This window comes from Nocardioides glacieisoli (assembly GCF_004137245.1).
Classification (GTDB): Bacteria; Actinomycetota; Actinomycetes; order Propionibacteriales; family Nocardioidaceae; genus Nocardioides; species Nocardioides glacieisoli.
Genome location: NZ_SDWS01000010.1, coordinates 150,271 through 162,534, shown reverse-complemented (window position 1 = coordinate 162,534; position 12,264 = coordinate 150,271). Strand labels below are relative to the sequence as shown.

14 protein-coding genes and 1 tRNA gene are annotated in these 12,264 nt (G+C 69.5%); 9 read left to right on the top strand and 6 right to left on the bottom strand.

Annotated elements, in window-relative coordinates; translation table 11 throughout:
• Positions 1-110 precede the first annotated feature (110 nt).
• The 6 genes from EUA06_RS19260 (at position 111) to EUA06_RS19235 (ending at position 3,749) form a co-directional block, all read left to right on the top strand.
• Positions 111-183: transfer RNA gene (locus EUA06_RS19260), tRNA-Trp, on the top strand.
• A gap of 30 nt (positions 184-213) precedes the next feature.
• Positions 214-480, top strand: a complete 267-nt coding sequence (secE, locus tag EUA06_RS19255; protein ID WP_340640799.1) for a preprotein translocase subunit SecE — start codon at positions 214-216, stop codon at positions 478-480.
• A gap of 101 nt (positions 481-581) precedes the next feature.
• Positions 582-1,388: a transcription termination/antitermination protein NusG gene (gene nusG, locus EUA06_RS19250; RefSeq protein ID WP_422879776.1), complete on the top strand. Its 807-nt coding sequence runs from the start codon at positions 582-584 to the stop codon at positions 1,386-1,388.
• Between the two features lie 107 nt (positions 1,389-1,495).
• On the top strand, positions 1,496-1,924 hold the full coding sequence (rplK, locus tag EUA06_RS19245) for a 50S ribosomal protein L11 (RefSeq protein ID WP_129478813.1): 429 nt from the start codon (positions 1,496-1,498) through the stop codon (positions 1,922-1,924).
• 63 nt (positions 1,925-1,987) lie between these two features.
• Complete coding sequence (rplA, locus tag EUA06_RS19240) at positions 1,988-2,710, top strand: 50S ribosomal protein L1 (RefSeq protein WP_129478811.1); 723 nt, start codon at positions 1,988-1,990, stop codon at positions 2,708-2,710.
• Positions 2,711-2,882: 172 nt separating this feature from the next.
• Positions 2,883-3,749, top strand: coding sequence for an SCO4651 family lipoprotein (locus tag EUA06_RS19235; protein WP_129478809.1), 867 nt, complete (start codon positions 2,883-2,885; stop codon positions 3,747-3,749).
• 78 nt (positions 3,750-3,827) lie between these two features.
• Here EUA06_RS19235 and EUA06_RS19230 read toward each other — a convergent pair whose 3' ends face one another.
• Entirely contained in the window at positions 3,828-4,817 is a 990-nt protein-coding gene (locus EUA06_RS19230; RefSeq protein ID WP_165354450.1) for a DnaB-like helicase C-terminal domain-containing protein, read from the bottom strand.
• Positions 4,818-5,109: 292 nt separating this feature from the next.
• On the opposite strand from EUA06_RS19230, the gene rplJ reads away from it, so the two are divergent.
• The 3 genes from rplJ to EUA06_RS19215 all read left to right on the top strand — a co-directional run bounded on the left by rplJ (position 5,110) and on the right by EUA06_RS19215 (position 7,236).
• Positions 5,110-5,775, top strand: coding sequence for a 50S ribosomal protein L10 (gene rplJ / locus EUA06_RS19225; RefSeq protein WP_129478805.1), 666 nt, complete (start codon positions 5,110-5,112; stop codon positions 5,773-5,775).
• A gap of 77 nt (positions 5,776-5,852) precedes the next feature.
• Entirely contained in the window at positions 5,853-6,242 is a 390-nt protein-coding gene (gene rplL / locus EUA06_RS19220; RefSeq protein WP_129478803.1) for a 50S ribosomal protein L7/L12, read from the top strand.
• A 145-nt stretch (positions 6,243-6,387) separates the two neighbouring features.
• Positions 6,388-7,236 (top strand): methylenetetrahydrofolate reductase, encoded by an 849-nt coding sequence (locus tag EUA06_RS19215; RefSeq protein ID WP_129478802.1) that lies wholly within the window; start codon positions 6,388-6,390, stop codon positions 7,234-7,236.
• Here EUA06_RS19215 and EUA06_RS19210 read toward each other — a convergent pair.
• The 5 genes from EUA06_RS19210 to EUA06_RS19190 all read right to left on the bottom strand — a co-directional run bounded on the left by EUA06_RS19210 (position 7,233) and on the right by EUA06_RS19190 (position 12,168).
• Positions 7,233-7,772 (bottom strand): DUF1638 domain-containing protein, encoded by a 540-nt coding sequence (locus tag EUA06_RS19210; RefSeq protein WP_207208438.1) that lies wholly within the window; start codon positions 7,770-7,772, stop codon positions 7,233-7,235. The two genes, EUA06_RS19215 and EUA06_RS19210, sit on opposite strands and share 4 nt — an antisense overlap.
• A 61-nt stretch (positions 7,773-7,833) precedes the next feature.
• Complete coding sequence (locus EUA06_RS19205) at positions 7,834-9,822, bottom strand: ASKHA domain-containing protein (RefSeq protein WP_129478800.1); 1,989 nt, start codon at positions 9,820-9,822, stop codon at positions 7,834-7,836.
• Positions 9,819-10,703 carry a dihydropteroate synthase gene (locus EUA06_RS19200; protein ID WP_129478798.1) on the bottom strand — a complete coding sequence of 295 codons (885 nt, stop codon included), beginning with the start codon at positions 10,701-10,703 and terminating at the stop codon, positions 9,819-9,821. Before EUA06_RS19200 ends, EUA06_RS19205 begins: the two co-directional genes overlap by 4 nt.
• Positions 10,703-11,368: a corrinoid protein gene (locus EUA06_RS19195; RefSeq protein WP_129478796.1), complete on the bottom strand. Its 666-nt coding sequence runs from the start codon at positions 11,366-11,368 to the stop codon at positions 10,703-10,705. Before EUA06_RS19195 ends, EUA06_RS19200 begins: the two co-directional genes overlap by 1 nt.
• Complete coding sequence (locus tag EUA06_RS19190) at positions 11,365-12,168, bottom strand: IclR family transcriptional regulator (RefSeq protein WP_129478794.1); 804 nt, start codon at positions 12,166-12,168, stop codon at positions 11,365-11,367. The genes EUA06_RS19195 and EUA06_RS19190 overlap by 4 nt, the downstream gene beginning before the upstream one ends.
• Positions 12,169-12,264: the final 96 nt, after the last annotated feature.

Below are 12,264 nucleotides of genomic sequence, written 5' to 3'. Positions count from 1 at the left end.
TCCAGCCTGCCACGCCTCGGTTCGACGCCGCTGGCCCCCTCCCCGTATGCTTCCCGTTTGGTGGATCCGCCAGATGCTTCGGCATGCCCGCGACGGGTCAGGTCCATCGGAGGGCACTAGCTCAACTGGCAGAGCATCGGTCTCCAAAACCGAAGGTTGGGGGTTCAAGTCCCTCGTGCCCTGCGAGAAGCAACGCACAGCTACAACGAGAAGGTGGAAAACGTGGCCGACGGCAACGCGGTTCAGGACCGGCGCGACTCGCGCGGCGACGACCGTGGGCGCACCAGCCCCGTCACGTTCCTGCGCCAGGTGGTGGCCGAGCTCCGCAAGGTGGTGTGGCCCACCCAGCAGCAGCTGATCACCTACTTCTTCGTCGTGCTCGTCTTCGTGATCGCCGTGATGGCCATCGTGACGGTGCTCGACCTGGCCTTCGGGAAGCTCGTGTTCGAGGTCTTCACCGGTGGCACCTCCACCCAGTGACCACCGGGGAGCGGTGACCACCGCCCCCGTCCCTGCCGGGTCAGCCCGGCTCCGGTCCCGGTGACCGGCCCAGCAGTACCAACGAACGTACGGAGTGAGACGTGTCTGAGAACAGTGACGTGGACCAGGTCGACGGCCCGGTCGACGAGGTGACCACCGAGGACGCCCCGATCGAGGCTGGGGAGCCTGCCGACGACACCGCCACCGACGAGGACGCGTCCGCCGACGAGGCGTCCGAGTCCGACGACGACTCCGACGAGGCGACCGACTCCGACGAGCCCGACGAGAACGACCCGCTCGAGGCCTTCCGCCGCGAGCTGTGGGCCAAGCCGGGTGACTGGTTCGTCGTGCACACCTACTCCGGCATGGAGAAGCGGGTCAAGCACAACCTCGAGAACCGCATCATCTCCCTCAACATGGAGGACTACATCCACGAGATCGTGGTCCCCACCGAGGAGGTCGCGGAGATCAAGAACGGCCAGCGCAAGATGGTCACCCGCACCGTGCTGCCCGGTTACGTCCTCGTCCGCATGGACCTCACCGACGAGTCCTGGTCGGCCGTGCGCCACACGCCGTCCGTGACCGGCTTCGTCGGCCACAGCCACCAGCCCGTCCCGCTCAGCATGAGCGAGGTCGAGGACATGCTGGCCCCCGCCGTCGTGCAGGCCGCCGAGGCCGAGGCCGCCGCCTCGGGCGAGAAGGGCGCCAGCACCACGCCGCGCAAGCCGGTCGAGGTCGCGGACTTCGACGTCTCCGACTCGGTCATGGTCGTCGACGGCCCGTTCGCCACGCTCCACGCGACGATCACCGAGATCAACGCCGAGTCGCAGCGCGTGAAGGCCCTCGTCGAGATCTTCGGCCGCGAGACGCCGGTCGAGCTCAGCTTCAGCCAGATCCAGAAGGTCTGACGATTTCGTCCGGGCCGCGTGTCGGCCCGACAATGCAGTAGCGACAACCCGTGGCAGAGGGCGAAGTGCCCTCGTCGTGACCACATGAGAGAAAGAGAAGGACGGCTATGCCTCCGAAGAAGAAGATCGCCGCACTCGTCAAGGTGCAGCTGCAGGCCGGTTCGGCCACCCCGGCTCCGCCGGTCGGTACGGCGCTCGGCCCGCACGGCGTCAACATCATGGACTTCTGCAAGGCCTACAACGCCCAGACCGAGTCCATGCGCGGCAACGTCATCCCCGTCGAGATCACCATCTACGAGGACCGCACGTTCGACTTCATCACCAAGACCCCGCCGGCCGCCGAGCTCATCAAGAAGGCTGCCGGTCTCTCCAAGGGCTCGGGCGTCCCGCACAAGGAGAAGGTCGGCAAGCTGACCAAGGACCAGGTCCGCGAGATCGCGACCACCAAGCTGCCCGACCTCAACGCCAACGACCTCGATGCGGCCATGAAGATCGTCGAGGGCACTGCGCGCTCGATGGGCGTCACGACCGACTGATTCTGTGGGAGAGCCGCGCTGGCTCGCTAACCACATCCTTCGCACCAGAGAAACGAGAAGACCATGCAGCGCAGCAAGACCTACCGCGCGGCGGCAGAGCAGTTCGACCAGGACGAGCTCTACGCCCCGCTGGCCGCCATCAAGATCGCCAAGGGTGGCTCCAAGAAGAAGTTCGACGAGACCCTCGACGTCGTCATGCGCCTGGGTGTCGACCCGCGCAAGGCCGACCAGATGGTCCGCGGCACCGTCAACCTCCCGCACGGGACCGGCAAGACCGCCCGCGTCCTCGTGTTCGCGAACGGCGACAAGGCCGACGCCGCCCGTGAGGCCGGCGCCGAGTTCGTCGGCAGCGACGAGCTGATCGAGAAGGTCGCCGGCGGCTGGCTCGACTTCGACGCCGTCGTCGCGACGCCCGACATGATGGGCAAGGTCGGTCGTCTCGGCCGCGTCCTCGGCCCGCGCTCCCTCATGCCGAACCCGAAGACGGGCACGGTGACCCCCGACGTCGCCAAGGCCGTCACGGACATCAAGGGCGGCAAGATCGAGTTCCGCGTCGACCGCCACTCGAACCTGCACTTCATCATCGGCAAGGCCTCCTTCACCGAGGTCCAGCTCGCGGAGAACTACGCCGCGGCGCTCGACGAGGTGCTGCGTCTGAAGCCGGCCAGCTCCAAGGGCCGCTACATCCGCAAGATCACCGTCTCGACGACGATGGGCCCCGGTATCCAGGTGGACCCCAACCGCGTCAAGAACGTCGCCTCCGAGGACGAGGCCGTCCAGGCCTGATCTCGGACGCCGCGTCGGCCCGGTCATCCCCCAGGGGTGGCCGGGCCGTCGTGCGTCTCGATCCGGTTCCGAACTGTTACGGATCGGCCCGAACCGGCCGTTTCGGTGTGGAACCATCGGGTAGGAAGCAGGCGACAGCACGCCAACCCGTACGCACCACACAGGAGCACCCATGCGCGTCCAGACACTCTCCCGCCGACTCGGCGCCGCAGCCCTGGTGCTGACCGTCGGAGTGGGCGTCTCCGCCTGTGGCGGCGACTCGGGCTCCGATGAGTCCTCGAGCTCGGCCAGCGACGAGTCGAGCGACACCGGCACCGACGAGACGTCCGACGACGCTTCCAGCGAGGAGTCCGAGGCCGCCGAGGAGTCGTCGCTCACCGAGCTGTCGGCCGACGACTTCTACCCCTCGGTGATGGCCGCGATGGAGGAGGCGGGCAGCTTCACGTTCACCACCACCTCCGACTCGGCCGGCCAGGCCCAGGAGATGACCGGCGAGGCGCGCTTCGGCGACGGCGGCATCGAGATGAAGGCGAGCGGCACGGGCGCACAGGCGATGGACATGATCCTCGTCGACAAGACCATGTACATGAAGTCCGAGGCCTTCGGCACCGGTGACAAGTGGCTCAAGATCGACCTCAGCGACCCGAACTCGCTCTTCGGGATGATCGGCAAGGCGACCGACCCCGAGGTCATGTTCAAGGCGATGGAGTCGCCGAAGAAGCTCGAGCTGATCGGGACCGAGGACGTCGACGGCGTGGAGACCAACCACTACCGGATCACGATGGACCCGTCCACCTACCTCGAGGCGATGGAGTTCCCGCCGGCGATGGCGGACATGCTCCCCAAGGAGCTCGTGACGGACATGTGGGTCGACGCCGACAACCTGCCGCGCAAGTTCGAGCAGACCGTCGAGGTCAAGGCGGCCGGTGGCGGTCCGGCCACGAAGAGCAACACCGAGGGCACCTACTCCGACTTCGGCACCGACGTGGAGATCGAGGTCCCGCCGGCCTCCGAGGTGACCGAGCAGCCGGGCATGTGACCCGGCCCTGAACGCCACGAGGGGCGTACGCACTGGCAGCAGTGCGTACGCCCCTCGTCACGTGGTGGCAGCGAGCGCTTATTCGCGGAAGACCCGCTCGTCGATCAGCTGCTCCTTGACCTCGGTGCCCTCGGACTCGTAGCGGCCCTGGTCGAAGCGGGTCTTGAACTGCATGACGACGCCGTCGCGCCCGAACCGGTTCTTCTCGACGGTGAGGACGGCGAAGTCCTTGAAGCGCTCGGCGTTGCCGAGGTCGTAGGTCAGGTGGTGGCGCGCGACGATGTCGAACTTGTTGTTGAGCACCAGCACGACGTCGGCCTCGTAGGCGAGGGCGCTCGAGCCGCGGAGGTCGTTGGCGCGCATCCGGCGCCCCGACCGGAGCGCCTCCTTGTCGGCCGCGGCGATCGCGAGGACGGGTGCGCTGATGTCGATCGCGATGTCCTTGAGGCCCTCCACGATCTCGGTCGAGCGCGCCTCGTCGTCCTGGTGCGCGGACTTCACCTTCTGCAGGTAGTCCACGACGACGAGCGGGGTGGTGCCGGCGAGCTCGCGGACCGCGTCGATGGCGTTCTGGATCGCGGCCAGGTCGGTGCGCGTGCCCGTCGAGCGGTGCACGAAGAGCATCTCGGAGTAGTGCGAGACCTTGGCCAGCGCCTCGACGCCGGACGGCACGGACTCCAGGCGGTGGTCGAGCGAGCTCACCCAGAGGTCGTCGAAGATCGACCGGATGCTCGTCATCCGCACCATGTCGGAGTCGTCGAGCTCACCCGCCTCCATGGCGAGGAGCTTCTGCGTCATGTCCTCCGCGTCGTGCTCGTAGGAGAAGTAGAGCACCGGGCGGCCGGACGCGGCGTTGTTGCGCGCCACCTGCAGCGCGAACGTCGACTTGCCGAGGCCCTGGGGGCCGGCGAGCAGGATCAGCGACCCGGCCCGCATGCCGCCGCCGATCAGCGGGTCGAGCCCGCCGAAACCGGTCTTCCAGACCCGGCCCGCAGCGTTGCGGCCGGTGAGCATGCGTTCGTCGCTGCGGGCGAGGGAGGCCCCGACGGTCGTGAGCTGTTGGTCCACGCGGACCATTGGACCAGTGTTGGGCTCCCCGCGGGTGCCGAATCCGCCGTTTGCCCGACCGTGGCCCGCGATTTGTCTGGTCCGCCGCACCGTGCGTACAGTTCCCCTCGAAACCCAAGACCGCAGGTTCATCACGGGCTCCAACGCTCGTGGTGCGAAGGTTCGCAGCAGCGAACGGCCGGCGCAGGTGACAGAGCAGCGGCCCACCAGCCGCATCCACGCCCTGAGCCTGCGCTCGGGGCGTTCGTCGTCTGTGGGCCGGACGCCGGTGGTCGACACCGGAAGGAGACCCATGGCGCGGCCAGAGAAGACTGCCGCCGTTGCGGAGATCGTTGATTCCTTCAACGAGTCCGCCGGCGCTGTGCTGACCGAGTACCGCGGTCTCACCGTGAAGCAGCTGCAGGACCTGCGGCGCTCCCTCGGCGAGAACGCCAACTACGCCGTGGTCAAGAACACGCTTGCCAAGATTGCCGCCACCGAGGTGGGAATCGAAGGCTTCGACGACCTGCTCAACGGCCCGACCGCCATCGCCTTCATCAATGGAGACGTGGTCGAGGCCGCCAAGGGTCTGCGTGACTTTGCCAAGGCCAACCCCGCCCTTGTGATCAAGGGTGGAGTCCTGGACGGCAAGCCCCTCGACGCCTCGGAGATCGCCAAGCTGGCGGACCTCGAGTCGCGTGAGGTCCTGCTGGGCAAGCTCGCGGGCGGCATGCTCGCGACGCTCTCCCAGGCCGTCTACCTCCTCAACGCCCCGCTCGCCCAGGTCGCCCGGCTCGCCGGCGCCCTGGAGGCGAAGGCGCAGGAGGACCCCTCGATCCTCGCAGGTGGTGCCGGTACTCCGGCTGCTCCGGCTGCCGAGGACGCCCCGGCGGAGGAGGCCCCCTCTTCGGAGGAGGCCGCCGAGCCCGAGGCGACCGACGAGTCGGCCGACCAGGCCGCCGAGTCCACCGACGCCTGACCGGGCCGACGTACACCACCTGAAACCCGGCACAGTCGCACACCGCGACCGCGCCACACACGGAAGGAAACGCCACCATGGCGAAGCTCAGCACTGACGAGCTCCTTGACGCCTTCAAGGAGATGACCCTGATCGAGCTCTCTGAGTTCGTGAAGAACTTCGAGGACACCTTCGGCGTGACCGCCGCCGCCCCCGTCGCCGCGGCTGCCGCCCCGGCCGCCGGTGGTGCCGCTGGCGCCGAGGCCGCCGAGGAGAAGACCGACTTCGAGGTCGTCCTCGAGGCCGCCGGCGAGAAGAAGATCAACGTCATCAAGGAGGTGCGCGCCCTGACCTCCCTCGGCCTGAAGGAGGCCAAGGACCTCGTCGAGGCCGCGCCCAAGACCATCCTCGAGAACGTCGACAAGGCTGCCGCGGACAAGGCCAAGGAGGCCCTCGAGGCCGCCGGCGCCACCGTCACCGTCAAGTGACGATCCGCTAGTCGCGCTCCGAGGGGCGGCCACCGAGAGGTGGCCGCCCCTCGCTGCATTTCCGGCGCTCTCGATGGCTGTCGCGCGGGCGTGGGACGCACTACGATCAGACCACCCCAGTGCGCATCCCGAAATGAGTTGCTTCATGCGCAACAAGCGACACGCCGCCACGATGATCCGGCTGCTGGAGAACGCCCGCTACGAGGTGCTTCCCACGGCCACCACCGAGGACAAGGTGCTCGAGCACCTGCCCCGCGACCGCACGGTGACGGTCACCGCCTCGCCCTCCAAGGGGCTCGAGGCGACGTTCGACCTCACGGAGCGGCTGGCCGGACACGGCTACACCGCGGTCCCGCACATCGCGGCGCGGATGGTGACCGGCCGCGCGGAGCTCACCGAGATCGTGGAGCGCCTCGTCGGCAAGGGCATCACGAGCGTCTTCGTGCCCGGGGGCGACGCCGAGGCCGCGGGCGACTACCCCGACGCGCTGGCGCTGCTCGAGGACCTCAAGGCACTGGGTTCGCCGTTCTCCCACGTCGGCATCACCGGCTACCCCGAGTCGCACCCGACGATCCACGACGACCTCACGGTGCAGTCGATGTGGGACAAGCGCCACTACGCCACCCACATCGTCAGCAACCTGACCTTCGACCCCGCAGGCGTACGTGACTGGGTGGGGCGGCTGCGCCGGCGCGGAGTGACGATGCCGGTGCTCCTCGGCATGCCCGGCCCGGTCGAGCGCACCAAGCTGCTCGGCATGGCGACCCGGATCGGCGTCGGCGAGTCCACCAAGTTCCTCGCCAAGAACAAGGGTCTCTTCGCCCGCCTCGCCGCTCCCGGCGGCTTCACCGGCGAGAGCTTCCTCGAGAAGTGCGCGCCCGCCCTCGGCGAGGAGGGGGCGCTCGTCGAGGGCCTCCACGTCTTCACCTTCAACCAGATCGGTGAGACCGAGGCCTGGCGCACCGACCTGCTCGACCGCCTGCGCGGCGTCTAGACAACGGGAGCGACGAGGGCCGCCAGGGCCTGCTCGAGGCCGTGGTCGCCGGTGTCGACGACGGTGAGGGGGAGCCCGATCCGGGCCGCCGCCTCCTCCGCGAGCATGCGCAGCTCGTCGTCGGGCTGCTGGGCGAGCCACACGACCCGGGTGTAGTTGCCGAAGTAGGTGTCGCGCAGCTCGGGGTAGCGGTCCAGCCCCATCTCCTGCACCACGGTCCGGGCGAACGACCGCACGAGGAAGTCGGTCAGCAGGTAGGTGCCGGGCTGCTCGTCGAAGAACCTCTCGAGGCGGGACGGGCCGGCGTACACGTCGTAGCAGTGCAGGCCGGGCAGCCGCTCGAGGCCGAGGTCGCGGCACACCTCGTCGAGGGCGCCGTAGGTGCCGCAGTCGGCGTAGCCGATGACGACAGTGTCGTACGCCGGCGCCAGCCGCGCCGCGAGCGTGCGCACCTCGCCGGCGATCTGCTGCGGGTGGTTGTGGAGCAGCGGCGGCAGGGGATGTACGTCGACCGGCCAGCCGTTGCGGTCGACCACGGCCGCGGCCGGCTGGGCGATCGCGCCGCAGGCGATCAGCGCGACCCGGCGAGCGGTTGGGTCAGCTGTGGAACGAGAGCTGCTCGACGAAGGCGTCGTTGAAGTCGGGGCGGTCCGAGAGCTCGACATAGGTCACCTCCTCGAGCAGCGCCAGCGCACCGGCCCGCTCGCGCACCGACAGCAGGGCCATCTTGGCCCCTTCGCCGGCGACGTTGCCGGCCGCGACGATGCGCAGCACCGGAAGCTGGGGGACCAGTCCGATCCGCACCGCGGAGGCGGGGGAGAGGTAGCTGCCGAACGAGCCGGCCAGCAGGACCTGCTGCACGTCGCGGTGCTCGAGGCCGAGCTGCTCGAGCAGCAGCGACCAGCCCGTGGAGATCGCCGCCTTCGCGAACTGGAGCTCGCGGACGTCGCGCTGCGAGAGGTAGACGGTCTCGGCCGGCTCGCTGTCGGGGGTGGGGCGGTGGAGGACGAAGATCCGTTCCTCGCCGATCCGTGTGAGCCGGTCCGCGAGGGCCGGAGCGATCTCCTTGGCGTCCTCGTCGGGCACCAGGCGACCGGTCGAGTCGAGCAGCCTGACGCGCACCAGCTCCGCCACGGCGTCGACCAGGCCGGACCCGCAGAGGCCCTTCGCCTCGACGTCGCCGATCACCCCGAGGGTGACCGCGGGGTCGTCGCCCGCTGCATGGGCGTCGAGCTTGATGACCTCGATGGCTCCGTCGGCGGCGCGCATGCCGCAGCGGATGGCCCCGCCCTCGAACGCCGGACCGGCGGGCGCGGCGGTCGACAGGATCGTCTCGCCGTCGCTGAGCACGATCTCGCAGTTGGTGCCGACGTCGATGAAGAGCCGGGTGCGCTTGTCGCGGTCCATCCCGGTGGCGAGCATGCCGGCGACGATGTCGCCGCCGACGTATGCGCCGAGGGCCGGGAAGAAGTACGCGCGGGCGCGCGGGTGCAGGTCGAGCCCGATGTCGGCGGCGAGGACCGTCGGCGGCTGCGACGACGACATCACGAAGGGCGCGACGCCGAGCGGCTCGGGGTCGATGCCGAGGGCGAGTGCGGTCATCGTCGCGTTGCCGGCGACCGCCACCTCGTAGACGTGCCTGGGGTCGACCCCGGCCTCGCGGCAGACCTGGGCGGCGAGGGAGGCGAGCGTGCTCCCGGCCGCCTGCTGCAGCCGGCCGAGGGCGTCGGGGTCCATCATCGTGGCGCTGATGCGGGTGATGACGTCGCCGCCGAAGGGCTGCTGCGCGTTGAGCATGGAGGTCACGGCCATCGGCGTGCCGGTGCCGACGTCGAGCAGGGTGCCGACCACCGTGGTGGTGCCGAGGTCGAAGGCGATGGCGTAGCGCTCGGCCGTGGTGTCGCCTGGCTCGACGTCGATCAGGTCCTCGTCGACGATCACGGCCGTGACCTTGAAGTCGGCCTGACGCAGCACGGTCGAGAGGCGGCGGAGCACGTGCAGGTCGGCGGTCAGCTCGAGGTCGTCGATCGCGTCGGTCAGCCGGACCAGGTCGGTGCGCTGGTCGGAGAGCGTGGCCTCGTCGAGCTCGACGTACCTCTTCTGCAGGGCGGGTCGCAGGATGACCTGTCGGCCGATGCCGACGGTGGCCGCCTTGGGCCGGGTGGTCAGCGGCGGCACCTCGACACTGAGGTCGCGGGTGGCGTGGACGAGGCAGCCCAGCCGCCAGCCCTCGGCGAGCTGGCCCGCGGTGAACGTGCGCTGGTCGTGCCGGGTGACCGGGACCTCCGCACCGGAGGTGATCTGCACCTTGCACTTGTGGCAGGTGCCGTGGCCGCCACAGGTGGAGTCGATCGCGATGCCGTTCCACGACGCGGCGTCGAACACCGTCACGCCCGGCGGGACGCGTACGCCGCGCTGTGCCGGCGGCTGGGCCACGCCGTCCTCGGCGAGGGTGTGCACGGTGAAGGACAGGTCGACGCGACCCGTGCCGTCGTGCACGGCCGGGTCGACGCCCGGCCTCTCGATCAGGCCCTCCCGCGCGACGTCGGCGAGCGAGAAGTCCGGGGCGTCCGGGGTGTCGTTCACCCTGCTGCCGCCTCCGCTGCCTGCTTGGCCCGGTGCGCGCTGATCCAGGCCATGCCCCAGTCGTCGTGGCCGAGGAACACGTCGGCGGCCTTGACCGCCTCCACGACGTGGGGGGTGCGGGTGTCCATGATCGCGCTGGTGAGGCCGGAGGTCATCGCCATCGGCAGCCAGCTGCCGTTGAGGGTGTGCCGACCGGGCATGCCGAACGAGACGTTGGACGCGCCACAGGTCATGTTGACCCCGAACTCGTCGCGGATGCGCCTCATCACCTCGAACGTCACCAGGGTCGTGCCCGTGTCGGCCCCGATCGGCATGGCCAGCGGGTCGATGACGATGTCGGCCTGGGCGATGCCGTACTCCTCGGTGGCGACGCGGATGATCTTGGCGGTGAGGTCGACGCGCTTGTCGGCCTCCATCGGGATCTCGTCGTGGTCGTTCGGGAGCGCGATGATCGCGGCGTCGTACTTCTTGACGAGCGGGAGGATCGCCGCCATCCGGTCGTCCTCGGCGGTGATGGAGTTCACCAGGGCACGGCCCTGGTAGACCGCGAGCCCGGCCTCGAGCGCCTCGACGACCGAGGAGTCGATGCAGATGGGCAGGTCGGTGAGCCCCTGGACCATCGTGATCGCCTTGGCGAGCAGCTCGGGCTCGTCGGTCAGGGGGACGCCCATGTTGATGTCGAGGACGTCGGCGCCGCCCTCGACCTGTGACTTGACGTCTCGCTCGATCGCGGAGAAGTCGCCGGCGCGCAGCTGCTCCTGGAAGATCCGGCGGCCCGTGGGGTTGATCCGCTCGCCGATGAGGGTGAAGCGGGTGTCGTGGCCGATGACGTGCTCGCGCGTGGCCGAGCGGAGGACGGTCCGGAGGGGCTCGGCAACCATCAGGCAGACACCTTCGTGCGCTTGGCCTCGATCAGGCTCTTGGCGCGCTTCACCGTCTGCGAGGCATCGGCCGCGTAGCCGTCGGCGCCCACTGCGTCGGCGTACTCCTGGGTGACGGGGGCACCCCCGACCATGACGATCACGTCGTTGCGCATGCCGGCCTTCTCGAGCGCGTTCATGTTGGCCTTGAACATCGGCATGGTCGTGGTGAGGAACGCCGAGAAGCCGACGATGTCGGGCTGGTGCTCGTCGATCGCGGCGACGAACTTCTCCGGGGCGACCTGCACACCGAGGTCGATGACCTCGAAGCCGGCGCCCTCGAGCATGATGTTGACGAGGTTCTTGCCGATGTCGTGGACGTCGCCCTTGACCGTGCCCATCAGGAACTTGCCGATGGTCTGCACGCCGGTCTCGGCCAGCAGCGGCCGCAGCCGCTCCATCGCGCCGGACATGGCGCGACCCGCGATGAGCATCTCCGGGACGAAGAAGTCGCCGCGCTCGAACCGCGCCCCGACCTCCTCGAGGGAGGGGATGAGGGCGTCGAAGAGCAGCGTCTGCGGCTCCATGTCGAGCGTCAGACCCTCGTTGGTCAGCTCGAGCACGCGCGGCGCGTTGCCGACCAGTGTCTCGTCGTAGAGCGCTTTCAGGATCTCCTCGGGGGTCATGCGACCACCTCCTCGGTGCGTGTGGAGCGATGGGCTGGACGGGGTGGTGCGGCGTGCGAGCCGCGCAGCAGTGACGACAGCGCGGTGGACTGGTCGAGCAGGTGACGACCGAGCTCGTCGAGCCGCCCCTCCAGGCGTGGTGTCGGCCCCGAGATCCCGAGTGCGGCGATGACGTCGCCACGGACACCGAGCACGGGGACGGCGACGCCGGTGAGCCCGAGCTCGAGCTCGTCGCAGGTCAGTGCCCACCCGCGCTCACGGATGCGTACGCCGTCGCGACGCAGGTCGGCGCGATCGGCCATGGTGGCGGGGGTGCGCCGCTCCAGGTCGCCGGGCGGGAGGTCGAGCGCGTCCCACGCGAGGAAGACCTTGCCGAGGGCGGAGGTGTGGGCCGGGACGTCGACCTCGGTCCAGTCGCGGGTGCCGAGCAGGTAGGTGGAGTCGACCTGTGCGACCTGCACGACGCGGTCGCCGCGGGCGATGCTCAGGTGCACGGTCTCGCCGGTGGTCTCGCCGATCTGCTCCATCACGGGCCGGGCGAGCCGGACGAGCTCCTCCCACGGGTCGTGGCGCGCGGCGTAGAGCCAGAAGAGCCGGCCCGCGACGTAGGACCCGGCAGCGTCGCGCTCGAGCAGCCCGGAGCGCTCCAGCGCGGTGAGCATCCGCGAGGTCGTCGACTTCGCCAGTCCGCTCGCGTCCTGGAGGTCGGCGAACGTCATCGGTTCGTCGGCGTGCACCACCGCGGCGACCAGGTCCGCGGCGCGGTCCAGCGCGCGCGTGCCGGTGGCGGTCTCGCTCACGGCGGGCTCCTCAGCGGTTCGTGCGGGGAGGGGGTTCCCTCTGGTTCCATGATGTGGAACCTTGGTTCCACATCATGAGGCTAAGAGCCCGCCGAG